Annotated in this window: 21 protein-coding genes; 10 read left to right on the top strand and 11 right to left on the bottom strand. The window is 61.4% G+C overall.

From position 1 onward, the window contains the following. Positions 1 to 9 precede the first annotated feature (9 nt). The gene (locus KBB96_RS18655) at positions 10 to 1,419 is read left to right on the top strand and encodes a C39 family peptidase (protein ID WP_211631007.1); all 1,410 of its coding nucleotides are present in this window, start codon (positions 10 to 12) and stop codon (positions 1,417 to 1,419) included. Here the strand turns inward: KBB96_RS18655 and KBB96_RS18650 are convergent. Then, on the bottom strand, positions 1,403 to 2,191 hold the full coding sequence (locus KBB96_RS18650; RefSeq protein WP_211631006.1) for a class I SAM-dependent methyltransferase: 789 nt from the start codon (positions 2,189 to 2,191) through the stop codon (positions 1,403 to 1,405). The two genes, KBB96_RS18655 and KBB96_RS18650, sit on opposite strands and share 17 nt — an antisense overlap. A 135-nt stretch (positions 2,192 to 2,326) precedes the next feature. On the opposite strand from KBB96_RS18650, the gene KBB96_RS18645 reads away from it, so the two are divergent. Together KBB96_RS18645 and KBB96_RS18640 are read left to right on the top strand one after the other, a co-directional pair. Further along, positions 2,327 to 2,740: a MarR family winged helix-turn-helix transcriptional regulator gene (locus KBB96_RS18645; protein WP_211631005.1), complete on the top strand. Its 414-nt coding sequence runs from the start codon at positions 2,327 to 2,329 to the stop codon at positions 2,738 to 2,740. Continuing rightward, positions 2,737 to 4,458, top strand: coding sequence for a chloride channel protein (locus KBB96_RS18640; protein ID WP_211631004.1), 1,722 nt, complete (start codon positions 2,737 to 2,739; stop codon positions 4,456 to 4,458). Before KBB96_RS18645 ends, KBB96_RS18640 begins: the two co-directional genes overlap by 4 nt. A gap of 9 nt (positions 4,459 to 4,467) precedes the next feature. On the opposite strand, the gene KBB96_RS18635 is transcribed toward KBB96_RS18640, so the two are convergent. Further along, a complete protein-coding gene (locus KBB96_RS18635; RefSeq protein ID WP_211631003.1) occupies positions 4,468 to 7,230 on the bottom strand; it encodes a PQQ-dependent sugar dehydrogenase in 2,763 nt (920 codons plus the stop codon). Between the two features lie 283 nt (positions 7,231 to 7,513). Here KBB96_RS18635 and KBB96_RS18630 point away from each other — a divergent pair, with 283 nt between their 5' ends. The 3 genes from KBB96_RS18630 (at position 7,514) to KBB96_RS18620 (ending at position 11,035) form a co-directional block, all read left to right on the top strand. Continuing rightward, positions 7,514 to 9,442 (top strand): DUF1549 domain-containing protein, encoded by a 1,929-nt coding sequence (locus KBB96_RS18630; RefSeq protein WP_211631002.1) that lies wholly within the window; start codon positions 7,514 to 7,516, stop codon positions 9,440 to 9,442. Beyond that, positions 9,439 to 10,752: a DUF1501 domain-containing protein gene (locus KBB96_RS18625; RefSeq protein ID WP_211631001.1), complete on the top strand. Its 1,314-nt coding sequence runs from the start codon at positions 9,439 to 9,441 to the stop codon at positions 10,750 to 10,752. The genes KBB96_RS18630 and KBB96_RS18625 overlap by 4 nt, the downstream gene beginning before the upstream one ends. A gap of 91 nt (positions 10,753 to 10,843) precedes the next feature. Continuing rightward, positions 10,844 to 11,035 (top strand): addiction module protein, encoded by a 192-nt coding sequence (locus KBB96_RS18620; protein ID WP_211631000.1) that lies wholly within the window; start codon positions 10,844 to 10,846, stop codon positions 11,033 to 11,035. 267 nt (positions 11,036 to 11,302) lie between these two features. On the opposite strand, the gene KBB96_RS18615 is transcribed toward KBB96_RS18620, so the two are convergent. The 6 genes from KBB96_RS18615 to rnhC form a co-directional block, all read right to left on the bottom strand. Continuing rightward, a complete protein-coding gene (locus tag KBB96_RS18615; RefSeq protein WP_211630999.1) occupies positions 11,303 to 11,944 on the bottom strand; it encodes a hypothetical protein in 642 nt (213 codons plus the stop codon). Then, positions 11,941 to 12,903: a hypothetical protein gene (locus KBB96_RS18610; RefSeq protein WP_211630998.1), complete on the bottom strand. Its 963-nt coding sequence runs from the start codon at positions 12,901 to 12,903 to the stop codon at positions 11,941 to 11,943. The genes KBB96_RS18615 and KBB96_RS18610 overlap by 4 nt, the downstream gene beginning before the upstream one ends. 408 nt (positions 12,904 to 13,311) lie before the next feature. Beyond that, positions 13,312 to 13,698, bottom strand: a complete 387-nt coding sequence (locus KBB96_RS18605) for a Dabb family protein (protein ID WP_211630997.1) — start codon at positions 13,696 to 13,698, stop codon at positions 13,312 to 13,314. 6 nt (positions 13,699 to 13,704) lie between these two features. Then, positions 13,705 to 14,271, bottom strand: coding sequence for a septal ring lytic transglycosylase RlpA family protein (locus tag KBB96_RS18600; RefSeq protein ID WP_211630996.1), 567 nt, complete (start codon positions 14,269 to 14,271; stop codon positions 13,705 to 13,707). Next, entirely contained in the window at positions 14,268 to 14,603 is a 336-nt protein-coding gene (locus KBB96_RS18595; RefSeq protein ID WP_211630995.1) for an HU family DNA-binding protein, read from the bottom strand. The genes KBB96_RS18600 and KBB96_RS18595 overlap by 4 nt, the downstream gene beginning before the upstream one ends. A 75-nt stretch (positions 14,604 to 14,678) precedes the next feature. Beyond that, complete coding sequence (gene rnhC, locus KBB96_RS18590; protein ID WP_211630994.1) at positions 14,679 to 15,641, bottom strand: ribonuclease HIII; 963 nt, start codon at positions 15,639 to 15,641, stop codon at positions 14,679 to 14,681. 64 nt (positions 15,642 to 15,705) lie between these two features. Here rnhC and KBB96_RS18585 point away from each other — a divergent pair, with 64 nt between their 5' ends. The 3 genes from KBB96_RS18585 to KBB96_RS18575 all read left to right on the top strand — a co-directional run bounded on the left by KBB96_RS18585 (position 15,706) and on the right by KBB96_RS18575 (position 18,039). After that, positions 15,706 to 16,716, top strand: coding sequence for an A/G-specific adenine glycosylase (locus tag KBB96_RS18585; RefSeq protein ID WP_211630993.1), 1,011 nt, complete (start codon positions 15,706 to 15,708; stop codon positions 16,714 to 16,716). Between the two features lie 106 nt (positions 16,717 to 16,822). Next, complete coding sequence (locus KBB96_RS18580) at positions 16,823 to 17,602, top strand: S1 family peptidase (RefSeq protein WP_211630992.1); 780 nt, start codon at positions 16,823 to 16,825, stop codon at positions 17,600 to 17,602. After that, a complete protein-coding gene (locus tag KBB96_RS18575; protein WP_211630991.1) occupies positions 17,599 to 18,039 on the top strand; it encodes a hypothetical protein in 441 nt (146 codons plus the stop codon). The genes KBB96_RS18580 and KBB96_RS18575 overlap by 4 nt, the downstream gene beginning before the upstream one ends. Positions 18,040 to 18,075: 36 nt before the next feature. Here KBB96_RS18575 and KBB96_RS18570 read toward each other — a convergent pair whose 3' ends face one another. Together KBB96_RS18570 and acs are read right to left on the bottom strand one after the other, a co-directional pair. Next, positions 18,076 to 18,945, bottom strand: coding sequence for a hypothetical protein (locus KBB96_RS18570; RefSeq protein ID WP_211630990.1), 870 nt, complete (start codon positions 18,943 to 18,945; stop codon positions 18,076 to 18,078). 13 nt (positions 18,946 to 18,958) lie between these two features. Continuing rightward, on the bottom strand, positions 18,959 to 20,965 hold the full coding sequence (gene acs / locus KBB96_RS18565; protein ID WP_211630989.1) for an acetate--CoA ligase: 2,007 nt from the start codon (positions 20,963 to 20,965) through the stop codon (positions 18,959 to 18,961). Between the two features lie 207 nt (positions 20,966 to 21,172). Between acs and KBB96_RS18560 the strand changes: the two genes are divergently transcribed. Next, complete coding sequence (locus KBB96_RS18560; protein ID WP_211630988.1) at positions 21,173 to 21,754, top strand: barstar family protein; 582 nt, start codon at positions 21,173 to 21,175, stop codon at positions 21,752 to 21,754. 53 nt (positions 21,755 to 21,807) lie between these two features. Here the strand turns inward: KBB96_RS18560 and KBB96_RS18555 are convergent, their stop codons facing one another. Beyond that, a complete protein-coding gene (locus KBB96_RS18555; protein ID WP_211630987.1) occupies positions 21,808 to 22,794 on the bottom strand; it encodes a pseudouridine synthase in 987 nt (328 codons plus the stop codon). Between the last annotated feature and the right edge of the window lie 77 nt (positions 22,795 to 22,871).

The raw sequence follows: 22,871 nt of genomic DNA, 5'->3' as shown, positions 1-22,871 counted from the left end.
GTTTGCGCCTTGGCGCTTCTTCCTTTCTCCCCTGCCGGGGCTGCCGTCGGTGACTGGCGGCAGCTAGGCGATGGCAGCGGTGCGAAAATCGACGTCCGCTTCGAAGGAAAGGCGGACGGCATCTACCTCCTGCGCCGTCGTGCGGATGGCAGGCTGTTCGAGGTAAAGCCGGATTTCCTCCTCCCCGCCGACCAGAAATACTTCGACGAAGCCGCCGGATTACTCGAGCAGGAGATCACCAAGCTGAACGGCACCGCCGGTCACAAGCTTTTCAGCGGCGCCCCCTTCGAGGCCCGCGCCGCCAATGGGATCGCCTCCGCACTTTCCCTGCGCGAGGAATCCTCCACCAATGACAGCAAAAGCTGGCGGCTCTATGCGGGCGACAGCTACCGGCTGTTCGATGCGCGCCCCTACTCGGTGGCGCTCTATGCGGATGGCGAAGGCCACGCGACCAGCCTCTCGATCGTCTATGCGAACAAGGGTGATTTCGGAAGCAAGGCCGGCACCGGCCAGGATCACTTCGAGGGTGGCACCGAGGCCACCGCGAACACACTGGAAGCCGCGATGAAGCGGGACGAAGCCGCGATTGAAAAATCCATCTCGGAGGCTCTCGGCGCACCGGTGATCCAGCGCTTCGGCGAAGGCAAGACCCGCCGCCAGATCAAGCGCTGGGACTGGAATGGCCAGTCGCTGCTGCTGTCCTCCGAGGAGGGCGAGTACGTTTCACTACAGATGGTGCCGCTCGACTTCGCCGCCGCCGGAGGCAAGACCATCGCGACCAAGGGCGAGATCGTGCGCCGCCACCGCAAGGAAAGCGTGGTCCGCGAATCCAACGGCGATGTCTATGCCACCCAGATCCCGATGGTGGACCAGGGGCCGAAGGGCTACTGCGTGCCCGCCACCTTCGAGCGCGCCATGCGTACCATGGGCATCGACGCGGACATGTATCTGCTGGCCATGATCGGCGGGACCGGCGTGGGCGGCGGAACCTCCGTGGAGAAGCTCCTCGAGAACGTCCGCCGCGCCGTTTACAGCAAGGGCCGCCGTACCAAGGACGAACCGGTGAAGGAACTGCGCATCCGCGACGTGAAGCGCTACATCGACGAAGGCGTGCCGGTCATGTGGACCATGCATGCGGTGGACGAGTATGCGAAGGCTGCCAACGACAACACCTCCAACCGCAAGCTGGTGTCCGACTGGAGCGCCTACATCACGCAGATCTCCACCAAGGCCGCCGAGATCGCCAAGCTGCCGAAGCCCGACAAGAACGGCCACATCTGCATGATCATCGGCTACAACGAGAAGACCGATGAACTCGCGGTGAGCGATTCGTGGGGTCCGAGCTTCGAGCGCCGCTGGGTGCCGACCAAGATCGCCAACTGGGCCAGCAGCGGCGGCCTGTTCATGATCCTGCCGTAACCGGCCGACCAAGCATCGTGACGGTGCGGTAACGAATCCGCACTGTCTCCGCTTCCACAAAGCGGTCGAAGACGCGGTCCGTTTCCACGACCACCCGCGCGCCTTCCACGCTATCGCGGCGCGGCATGTACGAGCGCGAGAACAACAGGCCATGTAATCCTTCGCGGGTGAGCAGTTGTTCGTTGGAAAACTCCAGCGTGCGATACGGCCCATTGAAGAACGCGGGCACCCCTGCCTTGTTTTCCTGGGACAGCACGGCATTCCGCATCACCCCGCCGAGCTCCTCCATGATTTCCGCCAGAGCTTGCTGGAGCGGGTCTTCAGGAATGCGGTCATTCCAGATCAGGGCCACCAGGCCGGCGGGCTTCAGGATGCGCAGGAACTCGCGCCGCGCTTCCTCGATCTGGAACCAATGGAACGCTTGTGCCGCCGTGATGAGATCCACGGACGCATCCAGCAGGGAAGTGTTTTCCGCCGTGCCGGAGACGCTGCTGTAGCTCTCGCGCCCTCCAAGCCATTCATCACACGCGTATCGCATCGCGTCATTTGGCTCCACCGCTGTAACGATCGCGCCCCGATCCAGCAAACCCGCTGTGAGCAAACCAGTGCCTGCGCCGATGTCTGCGATCACCTCCCCCGGCCCGAGCAAACCTTCCCCTTCCAAAGCCGCAAACCACGCCTGCGGATAGGAAGGACGAGCCGCCTGATAGTCTCCTGCCTTTCCGGAAAAGGCCGTCGTCCCCTGATCACGCGGAATCTGCGGAGCACTCATGCCCGCGACTGTCGTGGTGGTCGCGGACTCGTCAAGGACCGGGAACTTTCCGCACTGGCACGGCAGGAGCTAAAGACCCACCGTAACATATCCCACTTGATTTATATCGCATTACGATATAAATGACTCCCGCCAATGACCGAGCCGCTCCTCATAGACTCCGACTACAAGCGACTGGCGGACTTCCGATACGCCCTGCGCCGCTTCCTTCATTTCAGTGAGCGTGCTGCCGCCCAGGAGGGACTGAAGCCGCAGCAGCACCAAGCCTTGCTCGCCATCCGCGGCCGGGAGGCAGGCACCACCACCGTCGGTGTGCTGGCGGAACGGTTGAAACTGCGCCACCACACCACCGTGGAACTGGTACAGCGCTTGGAAGCAGCCGGCCTCGTCTCCAAGCGACCGTCTCCGGAAGACCGCCGCGCGATGGTGCTGGAGCTCACCCTGGAAGGCTCCGCCCGTCTCGAGCGTCTCAGCCGCGTGCATCGCACCGAGCTGAAGCACCTCGGCCCGGAAATCGTGAACTTTCTCTCCACGCTCGATCCTTCATGATTCCTTCGCTCTGGTCACGCGCCCGCGTGCCCCTTCTTTCCGTGCTGCTCGGCGGCATCGTCACCCTCACCGCCGTTGGTCTGATCGCCCTGATCCGGTTGTGCACGAATCTTGCCTTCCATGGCGTCTTTTCCACAGCGGAATCAAAGCCGGATTTCTCCACCTGGGGTGCCTGGGGCATCGCCGTGCCGGTGATCGGCGGACTCATCATCGGCGTGATGGCACGCTGGGGCAGTCCGGCGATCCGCGGCCACGGCATCCCGGAAGCGATGCAGGCGATCGGCACCGCGGACAGCCGCATCCCGGCGCGGGTGGCGATCTTCAAGCCGCTCTCCGCCGCAGTGTCCATTGGCACCGGCGGTCCGTTCGGCGCGGAAGGACCGATCATTGCCACCGGCGGTGCCATCGGTTCCCTGCTCGGTCAATGGCTGCCGAGTAGTCCGGTGCAGCGGAAGATCCTGCTGGCAGCCGGAGCGGCGGCGGGCATGACCGCGATTTTCGGCACGCCTCTGGCGGCGGTGCTGCTGGCGATCGAGCTGCTGTTGTTCGAATACCGAGGCCGCAGTTTCCTACCGGTGGCACTGGCCACGGGCACGGCGATGGCCTTGCGCTCGTTCTTCCACGAACCGCTGCCGATGTTCCCGCTGGCGTTCAACCAAACGCCGGACCTGCCGCTTTCCTTCGGGTCGTTCGTGATCGGTGGTGTATGCGGCTTGCTGGCCGTGGGCATCACCAAGGCGGTGTATGCGCTGGAGGATGAATTTGAGAAACTGCCCATCCATTGGATGTGGTGGCCCGCCATCGGCGGAGTCGTCGTCGGTGCGATCGGCTGGATGGAACCGCGCACGCTCGGCGTGGGCTATGACAACCTGCGCGAACTGCTGGATGGACAAATGGCCCTCAAGGCCATCGCCACGCTGGCAGTGCTGAAGTTCATTTCATGGTTGGTGGCGCTCGGCAGCGGCACCTCGGGTGGCACGCTCGCGCCCCTGATGACCATCGGCGGAGCCTTCGGCGCATTGGCGGCCCATGCGCTGCACGGAGTACCGGGCTTCGAGGCGTTTCCAGTGGGACTCGGAGTGATGATCGGCATGGCGGCGACGTTCGCGGGAGCCTCGCGGGCATTCCTTGCGTCCGTGGCCTTCGCCTTTGAAGCAACGCATGCGGTCGGGGCCTTTGGGCCGTTGCTGCTGGGTTGCGGCGCGGCGGTGTTGGTGTCCCGCGTGCTGATGCGGGAGACGATCATGACGGAAAAACTCGCCCGCCGCGGCGTGCGCATCCCCAGCGACTACGAGCCGGATTTCCTCCACGCCCTGCAGGTGGATGCGGTGATGGAACGCGAGCCTCTCACCGCCGCACCCCAGCACACGGTGGCGGAAATCGCCGCACGACTCGGCACTCACGGCTCGCCGTGGCACGACGTGCGTTTGATCCCCATCACCGCAACGGATGGCACGCTCCTCGGCATTATCACCCGTGCCGATCTCTTCGCCGCATTGGAGATCGCGCCCCACAGCACCATTCTGGAAGCCGGCGTAACCCGGCCGGTGACGATTCATCCGGAAGAACCGCTCTCCGATGCCGCCGATCGCATGATCCGCAATGGCATCGGCCGCCTGCCGGTAGTGGACCGTGCGGAAACACCGAAACTCGTCGGCCTCGTCACCCGCCGTGCGATCCTCGAAGCCCGACGGCATGCGCAGGCTCAGGAAAGCTGAACGTGGTTTCTATTTCTTCCCCTCGCCGCGGATCCACTGTTCCAGAACCTTCAACGCTTCGGCATCCGGCACGTTGCGGGTGAGCGGAGGCATCTGTTCGGTGAGCGAGGTCGAGGCCATGCGGTGGTGCAGGATCGACTTCGCGACATCGCCTTGGGCGACGATCTTCGCTCCCTCAATGTTGAGCGTGTTCCGCACCTCTCCACCAAGGATTCCCTGTCCGGACAGCGGCGTGTCAAGCCGGGCGTCCCACAGCGCACCGGTTCCATTCGGGCGATGGCACTGGGCGCAGTTGGCATCGAGATAGGAACGCACGCGGGCTTCCACCGTGGCGCTGCCGTCATTGATCGCAACGGTATGCGCGTAGCCCTTGATCGCGGATTCATCCAAAGCCTTCTCGAACATCTGGAGATAGCTCCAGGTGCGGAGCTGGTTGTCCGTGCGACCACCGGGGTAAGCGTGATTGCCATTGAGCTGGCGCGCCTTGGGACCGAGCACGAAACCCGCATTCGGCGTGTGGCACATGACGCAGAGGCCGCGCGCGGGATAGGTCCACGTTTGTTCGCGTGTTGCTCCGGCAGCATCGGCGACTTTCAGCACTTCCTCCTGACCGCCCTCCGGAACGAGATCCGCATCGCTGTTGTCCGGTCGCCAGCGATAGCTGGCTCCGTAGCCGAACTTCCCGGTGGTATCGAGCACCAGCACGCGGGTATCCAGACGACGCGAAGCGATTTCGAAATGCTGCACCAACACGGTGCCGCCCGGCCACGTGAACTCTCCAGTCGATGAAAAGCTGATTCTGCCCGAAGGCGGCAGCGCGATCCAACGCTGGACGCGCGCGCCGTCCGCCCACGCGCCGCTATTGAGCGAGTATGGAACCACTCCCGGCTTCGGCGTCAGATTCCGGTCCGCGAAAATACCGGTGGCGGAGAGCGTGGCGGGAAGGCCTGCCTCTGCAGTGGCAGGAAGTTTCAGTCCGGCAACCGGCGGACGGTCATCGAGTCCATAGGGTTTGTTGCCAGTGATCTTGAGATCCGCGCTGACCACGGCACTGGCGGTGAGACCCTTCCTGCCGGCGATGGCCTTCACCGTCTGATTCGCGGTGATTTGGAATGGCGTGCTGTAAACCGGCGAAGCATCGGTCGGGTCCTTGCCATCCAGTGTGTAACGCAACGTGGCTCCCGGCGTGTCGCTTACGATCCGCACCGTGACCGGACCGGTGAAGTTCCCGCTCCCGGGTGCGATCCTTGGGGCTGCGGTTCCATTCGCGATGTCGAACGCGGCGCTGGTCACTTCTCCTTTGCCATTGCTGGCACGAAGCGTGTAGCCCCGCCCCGCTTGGTCGACGGAGAGCCCGGAGAAACTGGCGACACCATTCACCGCCGCCACCGTGGTGGAGCCGATCAACCTGCCGTTCCCCGGATTCGCGTTGAGCGAAATCGTGATGCTGTCCGTTGCAGAAGTGAGCGTCTTTCCATCCTCGCCTTGCAAGGCCACCTGGATGTCCCCGAGCGATGTGCCGACATTCGCTCCGCCCGGCTGGCGGACCATCGCGAGCTTCGTCGGTTGCCCCCCACCGCTCCATCGGATGCGCCACAACGAGCCATTCTTGCTGGCGGTATTGGAAGCATCCGAACCACCAGGAATGCCCGCGCGCTCGATATACCACAGCGCACCATCCGGTGCCGTGGCGACGGCGATGGGGCGGTCGATGCCGGTGGCGAAATCGAGCCGCGTTTCCGGCTTTGCAGGATCGATCAGCTTGATCCAGCCGCCGTAGTCGCTGAAGAAAAACTTCCCGGTGTATTCGGCGGGAAACGCATCCGCGCCCGGCTTGGCGGGATTGTAGAAATCCCCCGCACACAGTGCCACGCCCTTGCCGCTGCCGTGATCGTAGGCATAGGCCGGAGCACGATAGCCGGGCGGCTGCTTCTGGTTGTTCTTCGGAGGGCCATCGATGTCCGGCCAGCCGTAATTCACCGCCTCCGGAGCGGAGCCGGTTTCGTAGCGTTCGATCTGCTCGAAGTTCGCGCCGACCATGCTCAGGTAAAGCAGACCCGTGCCGGGCTGCACCGCGATACTGAAGGGATTCCGCAGGCCGAGCGCGACGATCGCCCGGTTCTGGTCCTTGAACTCGCGGTAGTAGGGATTGTCGCTCGGGATCGAGCCATCCTTGTTGATGCGGAGCAGTTTTCCGAGCAGGTTGCCGCCGTCCTGGGCGTAGCCGCCATTGGCGTTCTCGCCAGTGCCGACGTAGAGCTTGCCGTCCTTGCCAAAGCGGAGGCCGCCGCCGTTGTGCCAGCCGATCTTGGAAAGGTCCGTAAGCTCCAGGATCACTGTTTCCGTGGCGGGGTCGATCGCACCGCCCTTGATGGTGAAGCGGCTTACGCGGTTGTTGCTGGACTGGTGGCTGGTGTCCTCCGGTTTGCGGTTGTGGGTGTAATAGACGTAGATCCAGCCGTTGCGGGCGTAGTCGGGATCGAAGCACACGCTGAGCAACCCGCGCTCGTTCCAGCCATCCACCTTCGCCGTGAGGTCGAGCAGCGGCTTCTCCACCAGCTTTTCGCCCTCGATCACGCGCAGCAGGCCCTGCTTTTCGCAGAGAAACAGCCGCCCGTCCGGAGCGAAGGTCATGGTAACCGGATTCAGGCCGGTGGCGATCCGGGTTTCGGCGAATCCGGCGGGCAAGGTCGCGGCTGGAGCCGCCAGCGGGGCGACACCCGCCACTGCCGCGAGCAAGACGGCGGGAAGCGAGGGTTGGAAAAATTTCATGGGTTTGTGGAATGCAATGAGACGGGCAGGATCTACGGGCGCTCCGGAAAGACACTAACAGAAAACCATGAGCCCTTGGCGATACTTGCCCGCGGCTGCGGGACGGTGCGGGAATCTGCCCGAATCCCTGTCTTCCGGCGAGTCTCCACCCGCCGCTCAACTCGCAACCGTGACACAAAGCTGAAAAAATACGCAGAAACCCGAAATGCGGAACGGGTCCATTCCGTAGGGTCTGGTTGACGCCAACAAGGGTCCTGACTACGTTGGCAAAGCCCAGAAACCCATGAAACCCCTTTTCGTTCGATGGACCATGGCCGTGCTTGGCCTCGTCGCGGCCGCGCCGTTGGCCTGCGGCCAAGGCATGAAGGCTCCGAAGGATGACCCGGCCTACCTCAAGAAGGCCGCGCTCACCATCGACCAGCACGTGGCGAACTGGTATCGGAAGCAGAAGCTGCCCGTCCCCGCCACCACGGACGATGCCACCTACCTGCGCCGCGTCTTCCTCGTGACCATCGGCCGCATCCCCACTGGCGAGGAAGCCCGCGATTTCCTGGACATTTCCGATCCGAACAAGCGCCAGGAGCTGGTGAACTACCTGCTCAACTCGCCCGGCTATGGCAGCCATCTGACGAACTGGACCTTCGACCTGCTGCGCCTGACCGACCAGCGCATCGGCGGCGGTGGTGCCAGCATGGCCCCGTATCGCGACTGGGTGCGCCGCGCCGTGGACAGCAACATGCCGTGGGATGAGTTCGTCCGCCGCCTGCTCGCCAGCAATGGCGATGGCTGGGATCCGCAGACCGCTTCCGTGGGCTACTACACCCGCGACCGCGGCATGCCGCTGGACAACATCGCGAACTCGATGCGCATCTTCCTCGCCTCGCGGATGGAGTGCGCCCAGTGCCACGACAACCACGCCAGCCCGGACGAGAAGCCGGAGCGCAAGGATTTCTACGAGCTCGCCGCCTTCACCAACGGCCAGGGCGAACTCAACCAGAAGCTGATGCAGCCGCTCTGGAGCGAACTCACCCGGCAGGACGAGCGCCGCGGCCCCGAATACTCCGTGGCCCAGGTGATGTGGGACCGCGTGTATGGGATGAGCCTCGCAGGCGGCGGCTCCGGCCGTATCGCCCTGCCGCAGGACTACCAGGCCGAGTATCACAACGGCAAACCCGGCGACTTGGTGGGTGGCCGCACGCCCTTCGGAAAGATCGTGCTGATGTCCGACCGCCGCGATGAGAACAACGGCCGCGAGAAGCTCGCCGACTGGGTTGTTTCCAAAACCGGCCCACAGTTCCCCTCGAACATCGCCAATCGCATGTGGAAGCGCGTGATGGGCAAGGCCGTCTATGAGCCGGTCGATACCTATGTGGAGGCGGAGAAATCGAACTACCCGGAGCTGATGGGCTATCTCCAGCAGCTCATGGTGGATCTCCAGTTCGACATGAAGGCTTACCAGCGCGTGCTGCTTTACACCCGCACCTTCCAGTTCGCAACCAACCCGGACACGTCCATCGTTCCGGGCGGCGATGACTTCCACGGCCGCAAGATCGAACGTCTCAGCTCCGAGCAGATCTGGGATTCCCTCATCACTCTCTCCGGTGGCAATCCCGATCTGAAACCGCGCCGCACGCTGGACGATCGTATCTATGTGGGTGGCAAGCCGGTGCTCGTCGGCAAGAAGAACATGATCCAGGTCTCGAAGGAGGTGCTGGCGCTGCAGAAAGAATCCGATGTCCGCGCCTACTTCCAAAAGTTGCTTCAGGACGTGAAGTCCGATGGCGGCGGTGGTGGGGAATCGATGATGATGAGCGGCATCCACACCTACAACAAGGATGCCCAGGTCCGCGCCTCGGAGCTGCCCTCGCCCGCGCCCGGCGACCATTTCCTCTACCTCTTCGGCCAATCGAACCGCGAGGTGGTGGATGCCTCCAGCCGCGAGCCGAACGTGGGCCAGGTGCTCTCGCTCATGAACGGCTTCGTGCAGCGCCAGCTCGTGAACAACCCGAAGGCCGCGCTCTACAAGACCCTCGAGGGGGCCACGTCGAACGACGAGAAGATCCGCCGCCTCTACCTCGCCATTCTCAGCCGCCCGCCCACCGACCAGGAGATGGGCTGGATGCTCGATGAAGTGAAGAGTTCCCCGGAACGGGGCTACCGCAACATCGTCTCCGCCCTGGTCATGTCCTCCGAATTCCTCTTCCTGCAATGAACCTGCCCGACGACATCCCGCACGGCGATGAGCCGACCCGCCGCCGCTTCATGGCCACCGCGGCCCGCATGTGTCTCGGCGTTCATGTGCTGCCCTTCTTGAGCGCGGCGACCGCTGCCGCCGCCGGCACTGCTCCTGCCGCCGGACCGAAAGGCAAGGCCAAGCACGTCATCTACCTTTACATGAATGGTGGCATGAGCCACCTCGACACCTTCGATCCGAAGCCGAAGAAGAAGGACGTGATGGGGCCGATGGAAGTGATCCCGACCAAGGTCGATGGCATCCAGGTGGGGCAGCATCTGCCGAAGACCGCCGCGATGATGGACAAGATCACCGTCATCAACTCGATGAACTCCACCCAGGGTGCCCACGAGCAAGGCACCTACATCATGCACACCAGCTACGCGCTGCGTGGCACCATCAAGCACCCGGCGCTCGGGGCGTGGGTGCTCCAGCTCGGCGGTCGCATCAACCAGGACATCCCCGGCTTCGTGGCTGTGGACAGCTCCGCGGAATTCGCCAGCGGCGGCTTCTTCGGCGCCAAGTTCGGCGCGGCCCTCGTCGGCAATGCGACGGACGGTTTGCAGGATTCGAAGCGCCCGGGCGATGTTCCACCGGAGGACTTCGACCGCCGCCTCTCGCTGGCCGACAAGCTCAACAAGCAGTTCCACGACCGCTACGCCAATGCGGACGTGAAGGCCTACGAGGAGCTCTACCGCGAGGCCATCCGCCTCATGAACAGCAAGGACCTCGCCGCCTTCGACATCCGCCAGGAAACGGAAGAAACGCGCAAGCTCTACGGCACCGGCCGCTTCGCGCAGGGCTGCTTGCTCGCCCGCCGCCTCGTCGAGCACGGCGTCCGCTTCGTGGAAGTCCAGCTCGGAGGCTGGGACACCCACTACGACAACTTCACCGCCATCCAGGGACGCTGCCAGGAATTCGACCAAGCCTACGCCGCTCTGCTGGAAGACCTCCACAAGCGCGGCAAGCTGCAGGATACCCTCGTCGTGGTCGCCACCGAATTCGGCCGCACCCCGGTCATCAACACCGAGCACAAGATGGGCCGCGACCACCATCCGGAAGCCTTCACCTGCCTGCTCGCAGGCGGCGGCATCAAGGGCGGCTTCAAGTATGGCGAAACCGACGCCTCGGGTGCCAAGGTGAAGGACAAGCTGGTGAACGTGCAGGACTTCAACGCCACCATCGCGGCCGCCCTCGGCCTGCCATGGAACCTGACGATCATGTCCCCCAGCCAGCGACCCTTCCAAATCGCCGACAAGGGCAAGCCGATCGCGGAGGTGTTCGCGTAGCGATCTGTCCTGGTAAGCGGGCTGGTCCCGCCTTGCCGGGCGACCGGATGCATGCTACATCGCTGTTGTGACCGCGCTGGATCTCAGGACCATGTCCCGGATCGAGAAGCTGCAAGCCATGCACCTTCTCTGGGAGGATCTTGCGGCTGACGAATCCACATTCGACTCTCCTGCCTGGCAGCGCGACGCTCTCGCTTCTACGGCCAGCGAAGTGGCGACCGGAAACATCCGCGAGCTTGATTGGGAAACCGCCAAGCGCCAGCTCCGCGATCGGGCGCAATGAATCTGCGGCAGGCCCTCGGGGAAGCTCTACAAGGCTTTGAAACAAAGCCGGCCACCAGTGCTGTGCCAAGCAGCCGACAAGTAGAGCCAATCCCGCAGATTTTTGCGTAATGGCCTAATACCCAACTTGCGAACTATTGGTGCGACTAAACATACCGGGCCTGAATCTGACTCCACGGCTTTTGATCTGAGGTATCCCCACCCCTCAAAAAGTGATTAAACACAAATAATCAAGCTGAGCCACATGAGTAGGAAATTATTTTCATTCTCAAATTTGCTCGCCATCTCTGACTCGTGCATTGTGGCTAACAGCATCAAACTTGATCATGGTCATAACAATATGATGCACGTTGAAAACGAATGACTTCAACTGCATGAGCACAAATACCCAGAATGTGGCGCTCAAAATCAACATGAATCTATTTCCAAAATAGAGAATCGATTCCAAATCCGACAATCTCTTTATAAGAGCGTATATTAACCCTTCGGGTTGACCCATGGCAATTATTCCAATCTGTAAAGCCGCAAACACCAAAAAATAGATAAACACACGAACCAAAGTAAAGAAATTATATTTCAAATAGCTCATGCCGCTCGATTTATGGGGATGCTTGAGCATTGTCAGCAAAAGTGCCGGCTTAGCAAGGGAAGCAAAAATAGTGAATCCAGCAATCAGGAACCCCAATATGCTGACGGCAAAATTGAATCCCAGTTCTGCTAATTTCAGCAGCAGATTATGAATGTTTTTGGTCTCAGGCTCTACCCAACAATATGCAAAAAACAAAATAAAGACTAATATACCGCAACTCCAATTAAAAATGGAATCTTTAATTGATAACGATCTTTTGTAAATTGCCCATAGAGTTTTTTCTTTTAAAAGCTCTTCATGCTTAAGTGAGCCTAATTTCATGGAAGGAGATTTTGGGATATTTCAGAAATTTTATTTAGGGTTCTTCGGCCCTGCTTGCCCACTTGAACAATATTACTCTCCACCAACGCCACAAATTTTTGGTAAAGAGACTTGGATTCTCGCTTATTTTTCCTCGAGGGTTTTTCAATCGGAACTTGGATTTTTAGATCATCGTTATTGCCTTTCATTTTGCCTCCCGAGGGACTTTCTCCTGCGAGACTAAACTCGTGATTACCTTGTGATGCGAGAGAGGATATTTGATCTATAGTTTCTTCTTTATTGAGTCCCTCGTTATTTTCATATCTCAGCGTAGTCTTTTTGCTGTTGATTCTTTTTTGCGCATCCCTAACAGCATCGAACATCAGATCATTGTCCAGCTCGCTATTAGTCGGGACCAATTTAGTCGTGACAGACTCAATGGTTTTAAATTTATGAATGAAATCTCTTACGCTTTCGTTTGATCCAACGTGGGTCAAATCGACTTCGGGATACGGATAGATTTCGACCAACTTTTTCTTAGTTAATCTCTTCCCATTTTCATCCTCTTCTGAGGCTTTGAATTTAGCTTCAATAAAAGTCCTATGCTTGATTTTGAGAAATTTGGCGATAGTGCTTCGAAAAACCTCCATAGAGGGCGATCCTCGATGTTCCTTAACATAAAGCAACCTGTGATTATTGAGTATTAACACAAACATCGAAGAGGGGGAAGACTCGAGGGTTCCGTCAGCATCAACCAATTTGGATCCATCGAAAATTTGCTCCCGTTCTAGGATGGTATCTTTAACGAGCCTTCCCACAATTCCGACTGTGGGCGCTTGTTGATCTAATAGCACCAATGCACAACCGTTTAACAAATACTCTGTTTGGTCGTAAATGCGCTTTAGCGTTTTATCGAAAAATGCAGGTTTTACCACTTCATCATATAAATCCAAAAGATTGAGGTTGTCGCCAAATTTCACGACTAGATTTCCGATCTCCATGGTATGTGTATTGAGAGGCATACGTGCATGATTAGCGCAAACTCGGATCATAGGTTCAAGCAATTTCAAACCTCTTCATCTCAACTCTCTTGAAATTAGAAAATAATCGTTTTGGATTCTATATAACTAAGCCCAGCAATCTCGTTTCTCCCCACCTCGCAAGTTGATCGGAGCAGAGAATCCGTCTCCCCTCGCTCTATCGCTCGATCTTGATGTGGGGTCCATATCCTCGTCGATGGCTTCGGCCTGCTTGGTGTCGCCGTCCTTGTTGCTATGGGAAGCAAGAAGCCAAGTTCCTTGGCGAGATCAGCCAAGGAACTTGGCGGCGAGGGCGAGCTGCAGCTCGGGGATGGCGCGGGCGGGAAGCCAGCCCATGCGAGATGACACTTACCGCGTCACATCATACACCACGATCTTCTTCGACAGCGGCTTGAGCACCTCGGCGACCTTTTTCTGGTGCAGCGGGTGGTTCTCGTAGGCGTGGAGGGCGGCGGCGGACTCGAAGCGGGAAACCAGCGCGAAGTCGAAGGAGTCATCGACCACCGGGCGGTCGCTCTGCAGGGCGGTGCCCTTGTCGTAGAACTTCATGCCGGGGATGGCACGGAACTCATCGGCGGTGGCGCTGATGGCCTGCTTGTCGGCGGCATTGCCCGGCTTCTTCAGCCAAATCAGCACGATGTGGTCAACGGTGCCGGGACCGGCGGGCGGAGCGAGCGGGCTGGTGGCGCAGGAGGCCAGGGCGAGGACGGGAACAAGAGCAAGGAGGGCTTTCATCGGGTGTTAGAGTAACCCGAAGAACCATTTGCGGGAGCGTTTTCTTTCATACGACCCGTCCCCCACCGAGAGAACCTCGACGTGGACGCGGGTCAGCCCCTTTTCGCTGAAACCCAGCTTGCGTGCGGCGCGCGGAGAAACGTCCAACAGGCGCCCGGCGATGAAGGGGCCGCGGTCGTTGATGCGGAGCTTCACCTTGCGACCGTTCTGGAGGTTCGTCACCCGGACCATGCACGGCAGCGGCAGGGTCTTATGGGCGCCGATGAGATGCCAGGGCATCACCTTCTCGCCGAGCGAGGTGGTGCCGCGCTTCAGTCCGAGGAAGGAGGACTCGTCATACCAAGAGGCGACGCCGCTTTCCTGGTAGTTGAGCGCCTCCTCTACGCTCATCGGCTGATAATACTCGCCGCGGGTGGTGTAACCGCGGGTCTGATAGCCACGGTAGCCGCCCGGATAGGCGCAGGACGGAAACAGAAGCGCCGTCAGCGCCAGAAGGAGGAAGAGAGGGGCAAGCCGCCAGCCCGTCCGCGGATCGGGACGGGGGTTGGAACAGGCTTGCCGGGAAGTGCTCACGCCTTGTCGCGCTCGCGGATGACCTGGAGGGTGGCGGCCACCTTCTCCTTCATTTCCTTGCCGGGCTTGAACTTGACCGCGGCGCGGGCCGGGATCGGGACGTCCTTGTCCGGGTTCTTCGGGTTGCGGCCGATCTTGGCCTTCATCTCGCGCACCTGGAAGGCGCCGAAATTGCGCATGACGACGGTATCCCCTTGGGCGAGGCACTCCGTGATCTCGTCGATGAGCGACTGGACGACATCGAAGACCACCTGCTGGGTGACTTCGATTCCCCGTTCGCCGAGTTGGTCCGTGATCTTGATGACGAGTTCGCGCTTGGTGATGGTGGCCATGGGATGTGTCAGGAAAGCTGCGGGGGGAGGACTACATGAGCGGGCCCGATTGTCCGCTAAAAAAAACGGAAAAAATCATGCGGATTCCGTGCCATCCTCCGCAGATTCATCGTCAGAAGCCATTGACAATCCGAGAACGGCACCGGTAGTCCGGAAATGGAGCTTGGCCACCTTCCCTAACGCCTCGGCCCCGCAGGCGGCCACGAGGGCCTTCCCGGCGGCGATCACGGCGGCGGATGCGCCCAGCGGCAGGGTCACTCCGCAGGCCTCGGAAGTCTTGTCCATCCAGGTGACGAAGCGTTCACGGGCGAGGATCGAGGCGGCCGCCACGGCGATGTCGGATTCACCCTTGGTCCGCTGGTCGAGCTGGATGGAGAGGCCTTTTTGTTTGAGCGCCCGCTGGAGTACCTCCGGCCGGGCGAACTGGTCGCTCAGCGCGCGCGGGCAGTCCGGGCGCTTCGCGAGCAACAGCTCGATCACCCGGGCGTGGCCCCAGGCGAGCAGGCGGTTGAGATTGCCAAAGGACGCGTGCATCTCGTTGTATTTCTCCGGGCCGATGGCGACGACCTCGGACTGGCAGCCGGGGGTATTGCGGATGATTTCCGCGAGCTTGCGGATCTTCGCGGCGCTGGAGATGCGCTTGGAGTCCATGACCCCGGCCTCCATCAGCTTCCGGGCCACACTGCCATCCGTATAGACTCCGGCGATCACCAGCGGGCCGAAGAAATCCCCCTTCCCGCTCTCATCAATGCCGAAGTGCGGGGCGAACATCTCGGGATCGTTCACCTCCTCGTAGCCCAGCTTCGCCTCGCCGAGGATCTCCGGCTCCAGCGTGAAGGTGATGAAATCCTCCGTCTCCTTCCCCTGCACCAGCACCTTCGGCCCTTTTTCATAGACCGTGACGTTCAGCTTGCCCTTGCGGGCGGAGTAGAGTGCGTACTGCTTCGGCTCGAAGTCGAAGCCCTGCCGCTCTAACACCTCGCGCAGGGTCTGCGCCTGGGCGGCGGTAAGCGGGGCGGTGTAGGACGTCAGCGACATGCCCCGAGCGTACCTTCCTGAAATCGGAAATCGAAATCCGAAAATTCCGCGCCATCGTCGCCGCGTGCTGAAACCCCGAGCCACCCGCGATCCCCTCCATGAACCTCTGCCGTTCCGAGACGCGCTGGCAGTGTGGTTCGGACAAAACGGCCGGGACTACCCATGGCGGCGGACCACCGATCCATGGGCGGTGCTGGTGTCCGAGGTGATGCTCCAACAGACCCAGATCGCCACGGTGCTGGGACGTGGTTACTACACGCGCTTTCTTTCTCTCTTTCCGGACCCCGCGACACTGGCGGTGGCGGAGGACGAACCGCTGCTGAAAGCGTGGGAAGGCCTCGGCTACTACCGCCGCGCGCGGATGCTGCGGGAAACAGCCCGGGCCGTCACTGCGGCGGGCGGTTTCCCGGATTCGCTCGATACGCTGCAAAAACTGCCGGGGATCGGTCGCTACACTGCCAATGCCCTGCGAGCCTTCGCCCACGACCGGCCCGCCGCCGTGGTGGATGGAAATGTGGCCCGGGTGCTGGCGCGGTTGCTCGACTATCATCACGCGGTCGATTCGCCCTCCGGACTGAAGCATTTGTGGGAAGTGGCGGAGCGCCTTGCCGATCCGCATCGCCCGCGCATCTACAACTCGGCCATCATGGAGCTGGGGCAGACCTTCTGCCGTCCCGGCGTGCCGGACTGCCTGGCCTGCCCGGTGTCCGCCTTCTGCAAAACCCCGGAACCATCCGCCCTACCGGTGAAGACCGCGAAGCCAAAGACCGAGCGCATCCACACCCATGTCCTTTGGGCACGCGACCGCATGGGCCGCATCCTTCTCCATCAGGAACAGGGCAAGCGCCGGCAGGGCTTGTGGAAGCTGCCGGAACGCACGCCGGAGGAAACCGCGGACCTGCCGGAGATCGCCACCCGCACCTACGGCATCACCCGTTTCCACGTGACGATGCACATCCACGAATGCGCGGACGCCCCGGCCCGCGAGGGCGAATCCTGGCATCCGGAGGAAGCCATCGCCACACTGGCGATGCCCTCACCCTACCGGAAAGCGGTCGAGGCGTTGTTGGCATAGGGATGTCGCTTCTTCATCCACGGCTCCTTGCCGGGAAGCGTGAACTTTGCCCGCCTAACACAAAACCCGGTGACTCCGTACCGGAACCGTGTATCACTGTCCCGGGATGCAACATTCGCTCAAGTGCCTCATGCTCGCGGTGGTCGGCGCGGTATCGTTGCAATCCTGTTCGGCTCCTCCTCCGGACCCGACCATCCCCGGCCCGGCGGCACGCCACGCCGCGTCCCAGCGCCTCACGGCCGTGGTGATCACCAGCCGCAAGGAACTCTCCGGCTCGCCGGGCAGCCGTTTCACCCTCGTCAGTTCGCCCGGCGATACCGATGGCGGCTCCGCCACGCCGGTCAGCAATGACGGCTATTTCATCACCGCGGACCACGTGCTGGCCCAGTCCGCTGGCCGCAGGGTCTTCGTGGTCTATCGGAATAGCGGCAATGTCCGCATCGCGAAGGCACGCATCGTCTGGCGCTCCTATGGTGGTGACGTGGCCGTGCTCCACGCGCCGATCCCAACACCTTTTTACTACCACTGGACCTCACCGGAAAAATGGCTGCCAGTAGGCACGCCGGTGATCCACGCGGGCATCGCCACCGGTTTCCGCTCGGCCCCAGGCAAGCTTTCCACCGAACTCACACCGGAGAGCCCGTTTACCGGCAACCGCAAGTTCAAGATCGACGTGCCGCTCCAGCCGGGTGACAGCGGCGGCCCGGTCCTCGATTCCCATGGCGATCTGGTGGGGATCAATTCCGCCGTGGAGTATCTCGTGCCGATGGAGACCGCATTCTTCATTGATTCCGAGTGCAGCCGGCCGAATGTTCGTTCCTTGGCGGCGATCATTGAAAGGGACCGCCGATCCCCACGCGGCAAAGACCGACGCTCCGATTCATGAAAACCTTCTGCGCCGCCGCCATCCTCGCTCTCTCCATCCTGCCCGGCTGTGCGCCGGTGGCGAGCGCATGGGCCGCAGGATGGACGGCCAGCGAGGCGAACGACCGCATCATGCTGGTACGGCAGGAACCTCCGAGCTTTGGTCTGGAACGGCTTGAGGGCCACGCACGCCTGTTTCCGGACGTGGCGCTCTTCGTGTCGAAAAAGGGTCTGCCGGACTTCATCGCGGAGATGTCCAACAAGGACCGGCACTACCTGATCCTCTACTATCTCCAAAACCGGCACGCCTACGCCTGCCGCACCAACATCGCCAACCGCCACGAGGTGGAGTTCGCCGGGCCGTATCCCATCACGCCCAAGGAATACCGCACGCTCGAGGGCTTCCGCCGGAAATCGGAACTGGTCAACGCCTCCCGAACGACCGATCCGCGCCTGTAACCATACCTGGCATCCGCGGGTGCGGACCCAAGGCTCTCAAGCCTGCCCCGCCAAGCGGTGGTTCATGGCGATCGATGCCCGCAGGGCACGCATCACCTCGACCAATCCGCGATGCTCGCGGGCCGCATCCGAGCAAGCCTGGTTGCGGGGATTGCGGCTGACATAGCGGCCGATCTCCGCCTGAAGCTGGCGCATCTGGGTATCGATCAAGCCGAGCTCCGCCCGGTGGGCCGAGATCTCGCGGTTCGCATCGCCAATGATCTGGAAGGCCTGTGACGCCTGCTCGCGGCGGCTCTGCCGCTGTTCGGAAAGCTGCGCCTCGCAAGCGTCCAGCTCGGCATCACCCGCCTCGATGGCCTCCGCCACTTCCGCCCGCTGTTGTTTCAGCTCGGCGAATTTGGATTTCAAACCCTCGAGTTTTTCCCGCGCGGCAACCGCGTCCGGAGTATCGGAGCCGAATTCCTTGGAAAGGACCTCCAGCTTCATCTTGAGACCGTCGTAACTGCGCCGGACTTCACGGGCGCGGGCAACGATCTCGTCGCGCTTGCGGGCGAGGCTTTCCAGCCGCGCCATGACCGCGCCGCGCTCATCCAGAGTGCCCGGCTGGGTCTCCGAATGGCTGTTGAGCAAGGTGGAACGCTCCGCGTGTGCGACTGCAAGCTGCTCCTCGCAGGCCTGCAGGCGCTCCCGAATACTGTCCCGCTCCTTCACCAGCTTCCGCAGGTTCCAGTATTCGACGGACAGCTCGTCGATTTCCGCGACATTCTCCCACACCGAATTTCCCAAAAAAGTCTCCGCGTCCCGCAGCAGGTGCATCTCGCTGGCAGCGTCCGACATCCGCTTGGTCTTGCGGTGGATGCCGAACGCCTGGGCGACGCGGGCGACGAAAAATTTGGCGGGAGTCATCGTGAAAGCCTCATCAACGGGCGAGCGAAGCCCGAAGATTGGCGATCACGTTGTGATCTTCAAGCGTTGTTGTGTTGCCGGAAACGTCACCCGTGGTGACAAGCTCCTTCAACAGGCGGCGCATGATCTTCCCGGACCGGGTTTTCGGCAGCGCCGGGGTGAAGTGGATGTCGTCCGGCTTGGCAATCGCGCCAATGACGGTTCCGACGTGGTTCCGCAGCTTGCCGCGAAGCTCTTCCGTGCTTTCGAAGCCCTCTTTCAGGGTCACGAAGGCCACCACGGCCTGGCCCTTGAGATCGTCCGGACGGCCGATCACAGCGGATTCCGCCACGGCGGCGTGCGCAACCAGGGCACTCTCGATCTCGGCGGTGCCGAGGCGGTGACCGGAAACGTTGAGCACATCATCCAAGCGGCCGATGATCCAGAAATTGCCGTCCTTGTCGCGGCGGGCTCCGTCGCCCGCGGTGTAGAAGCCCGGATAGTCGGACCAGTAGGTCTTCTTGTAGCGGGCCTTGTCGTTGTAAATCGTGCGGGTCATGGACGGCCATGGCTTGCGGATGACCAGCCGGCCATCCTCGTTGGCTTTGCACTCCTTGCCGGACTCATCGAGGATCGCCGCGTCCACGCCGAAGAACGGCAGGGTGGCGGTGCCCGGCTTGCACGGGGTCGCGCCCGGCAGCGGGGTGATCATGATGGCACCCGTTTCGGTCTGCCACCAGGTGTCCACGATCGGGCAGCGGGAGCCGCCGATCTTCTTGTAATACCACATCCAAGCTTCCGGATTGATCGGCTCGCCCACCGAGCCCAGCAAGCGCAGGGAGGACAGGTCGTGCTTTTCCGGGAAATGGTCGCCAGCCTTGATGAAGGCGCGGATGGCGGTCGGCGCAGTGTAGAAGATCGTCACACCGTATTCCTCGATCATCTGCCAGAAGCGGCCGAAGTCCGGGTGGTTCGGCGCGCCTTCGTACATCACCTGGGTGACGCCATTGGCCAGCGGACCGTAAACAATGTAGGAGTGGCCGGTGATCCAGCCAACATCGGCGGTGCACCAGTAAACGTCCTCGTCACGCATGTCGAAGACGTACTTGCAGGTGGCATAGGTGCCGACGAGGTAGCCGCCGGAGGTGTGGAGGATGCCCTTCGGCTTTCCGGTGGAACCGGAGGTGTAGAGGATGAACAGCGGGTGCTCCGAATCGAAGGCCTTGGCGACGTGCTTCGAGGAAACCTTCGCCGATTCGTCGTGCCACCACACGTCGCGGCCTTCGGTCATGGCGGTTTCGTTGCCGGTGCGCTTCAGGACGATGACGGTCTTGACCTTGTCATACTTTGCGAGGGCTTCGTCGACCGCGGGCTTGAGCGGAACGATCTTGCCTCGACGCCAGCCGCCATCCGCGGTGACGATGGCGGTCGCGCCGGAGTCTTCAAGGCGGTCTACGATCGCCTCGGAGGCGAAACCACCAAACACCACGGAATGCACCGCGCCGATGCGGGCGCAGGCGAGCATCGCCACAGCGGCCTCGGGAACCATCGGCATGTAGATGAGCACGCGGTCCTTGGCCTTCACTCCATTCGCCTCGAGCACGTTGGCGAAACGGGCCACATCCTTGGCAAGCTGGCCGAAGGTGATCACCCGCTTGTCGCCCGGCTCGCCTTCCCAGATGATGGCGGCCTTGTTCTTGCGCGGACCTTCCGCGTGACGGTCCACGCAGTTCTCGGCCACGTTCAGCTTGCCGCCCTGGAACCACTCCGCGAACGGCGCCTTCCAATCGAGCACCTTCTTCCACGGCTTGCGCCAGACCAGTTCCTTCGCCTCACGGCCCCAGAAGGTCGAGGGCTTCTCGATCGATTCCTTGTGGAGGGCCTTGTACTGCTTGAGGGAGGAAATGCGGGCCTTCGAGGAGAACTCCTTCGAAGGGGTGAAAACCGGATCGGCCGCGTGGCTGGTGGCCGGGGCCTTCGACGAGGCTTTCTCTTTCTTCGCGCCCTTGGGCTTCGCGTCCTTTTTGGATGACTTGCTCATGTTCGATGGAATGCAGCTTACAAATGGAAAGTGATACCCGAGCGGGCTCTAGGTTGGCTCGCAACCTATGAAAGCCGCTCTCGGGACGACAAGCGCCCGATGAGATTTTTTCGTCCTCCATTTGAGTCAACTCCGACAGGACTCACGTCGCAAAACAGTTTCCCATCGCTGAAATACAGAATCCCTGAGATCATCGGAGCATCAAATATGACCGATCCTTGGCCATTCGATCAGCCGCGCAATTGTGCGACTTTCACCACCGCTGGAGTGATCCACCACGGTGAACCGATCATTCGGGTGTACCATGATGAAGACGATCACGGCTGGCAATTTCACCTCAAGGAGACCGAGGCAGACGAAAAGCCGCTATTGGTCTGTCTTGAGCATATTGTGAATCTAGACCCCACTGTTCTGGAGATTGCGGATCTCCCTCCTGGATGGATGGCTTGGAGGGCATCAAGGTTGGAACCCTGGAATCGCCGCGAAACGTGGGCGAATGCCGCTCGAATCGAAATCGCGTGGGCATCGTTCGATTCCCAAAATCAGTTCTATGACTCTATTGCGCTCCAATGTGGCTGGCCCGATTGGCACGGAAAGAACCTCGATGCTCTCAGAGATTCATGGGTAACCGGAGGAATCGATACCAACGGTCCTCCATATGTTTTCCGCTTCCAATGTTCCGCCAAGATGGAGGAGGACATGAAGGCCTTTGCGGAGGTCATACATCAGATCGCAAAGGAGTCCGTGAGCGAAAACGGTGGCAGCTTTCAAGAGCTTGGCGCCCTCTAACGGCGAAGCTGTAGCACGCGGCTCAAACTCACCAAACTAACCCCACGCTTGCATCACCGGTGCCGCTTGCTGCCCGGGCGCTTCGGGGTGCGCTCGGAGCGGGAGGTGGCCTGCGGGCGGCCGCGCTTGGCGGGCTTCGGCTTTTTCTCCAAGTCGGACTTGGCGCGGGGCTTGAAGCCTTGGGCGGCACCACGGGCGGCGGGCTTCGCCGTCTTTTTGGCGGGCGGCTTGCCAGCGGCTTCCGAGGCGGCGGCACGGGCTTTCTGGGCCTTCTCCACGGCCTTGCGCTCGTCGATGACGTCCTTGGTGAAGACCTTGGCACTGCCAGCGGCCTTCGGATTCTTCAGCAGCAGGCCGATTTCGGTGGCATTGAGCTGCTGGAAATCGCCGGGCTCGAGATCGCCGAGCCACAGCGAGCCAATGCGCACGCGCAGCAGCTTGGTGACCTGATAGCCCATGGCCTCGAACATCACACGGATCTGCCGCTTCGCGCCGTGCTCGAGCACGATCTTGATGCGGCGGGCGGACTGGCGCTCGATCGACTTCGCCTTCAGCTTGCCCTCCGGCGTGTAGATGCCGACGAGGAACTGGTCTAGATGCGGGTTCTCAAACGGCTGGTTCGAGGTGACGTGATACTCCTTCTCCATCGACTTCGACGGATGCATGAGCTTCTGCGTCAGGTCGCCGTCGTTGGTGAGGATGAGCAGGCCTTCCGAATCGCGGTCGAGGCGACCGACGTGATGCAGGTGATGCAGCGCGGGCGGCAAAAACTGGTAGATCGTCTCGCGTCCCAGCTCGTCCTCCTTGGTGCAGACGAAGCCGCGCGGCTTGTGGAAGATGACCACCACCGGGGTTTTCGCGACCACCCGGCGGCCATCCACCTTCACGTGATCCTCCGGGCCGATGCGCATGCCCGGATTCGTGCACGAGTGGCCGTTGACCTCCACCCGGCCGGTCTGGATGAACTCGTCGCAGCCACGGCGGGAACCGATGCCGCAGGAGGCTAGGAACTTGTTGAGGCGGATGCCTTCTTCGCTCATGGATGGCTGGGAGGATTACGCAAAAAAGCGCGGCCCCGCGAGGGATCCGCGCGATTTGCGGTAGAAAACCGGAAGGC

The organism is Luteolibacter ambystomatis (assembly GCF_018137965.1).
Taxonomy (GTDB): Bacteria; Verrucomicrobiota; Verrucomicrobiia; order Verrucomicrobiales; family Akkermansiaceae; genus Luteolibacter; species Luteolibacter ambystomatis.
This window is presented reverse-complemented; position numbering and strand designations above follow the sequence as displayed.

Coding starts and splice junctions, on each gene's coding strand:
- KBB96_RS18650 (WP_211631006.1), bottom strand. CDS start 2,191: ATGAGTGCTCCGCAGATTCCGCGTGATCAGGGGACGACGGCCTTTTCC.
- KBB96_RS18645 (WP_211631005.1), top strand. CDS start 2,327: ATGACCGAGCCGCTCCTCATAGACTCCGACTACAAGCGACTGGCGGAC.
- KBB96_RS18640 (WP_211631004.1), top strand. CDS start 2,737: ATGATTCCTTCGCTCTGGTCACGCGCCCGCGTGCCCCTTCTTTCCGTG.
- KBB96_RS18635 (WP_211631003.1), bottom strand. CDS start 7,230: ATGAAATTTTTCCAACCCTCGCTTCCCGCCGTCTTGCTCGCGGCAGTG.
- KBB96_RS18630 (WP_211631002.1), top strand. CDS start 7,514: ATGAAACCCCTTTTCGTTCGATGGACCATGGCCGTGCTTGGCCTCGTC.
- KBB96_RS18625 (WP_211631001.1), top strand. CDS start 9,439: ATGAACCTGCCCGACGACATCCCGCACGGCGATGAGCCGACCCGCCGC.
- KBB96_RS18620 (WP_211631000.1), top strand. CDS start 10,844: ATGTCCCGGATCGAGAAGCTGCAAGCCATGCACCTTCTCTGGGAGGAT.
- KBB96_RS18615 (WP_211630999.1), bottom strand. CDS start 11,944: ATGAAATTAGGCTCACTTAAGCATGAAGAGCTTTTAAAAGAAAAAACT.
- KBB96_RS18605 (WP_211630997.1), bottom strand. CDS start 13,698: ATGAAAGCCCTCCTTGCTCTTGTTCCCGTCCTCGCCCTGGCCTCCTGC.
- KBB96_RS18595 (WP_211630995.1), bottom strand. CDS start 14,603: ATGGCCACCATCACCAAGCGCGAACTCGTCATCAAGATCACGGACCAA.
- rnhC (WP_211630994.1), bottom strand. CDS start 15,641: ATGTCGCTGACGTCCTACACCGCCCCGCTTACCGCCGCCCAGGCGCAG.
- KBB96_RS18580 (WP_211630992.1), top strand. CDS start 16,823: ATGCAACATTCGCTCAAGTGCCTCATGCTCGCGGTGGTCGGCGCGGTA.
- KBB96_RS18575 (WP_211630991.1), top strand. CDS start 17,599: ATGAAAACCTTCTGCGCCGCCGCCATCCTCGCTCTCTCCATCCTGCCC.
- KBB96_RS18570 (WP_211630990.1), bottom strand. CDS start 18,945: ATGACTCCCGCCAAATTTTTCGTCGCCCGCGTCGCCCAGGCGTTCGGC.
- acs (WP_211630989.1), bottom strand. CDS start 20,965: ATGAGCAAGTCATCCAAAAAGGACGCGAAGCCCAAGGGCGCGAAGAAA.
- KBB96_RS18560 (WP_211630988.1), top strand. CDS start 21,173: ATGACCGATCCTTGGCCATTCGATCAGCCGCGCAATTGTGCGACTTTC.
- KBB96_RS18555 (WP_211630987.1), bottom strand. CDS start 22,794: ATGAGCGAAGAAGGCATCCGCCTCAACAAGTTCCTAGCCTCCTGCGGC.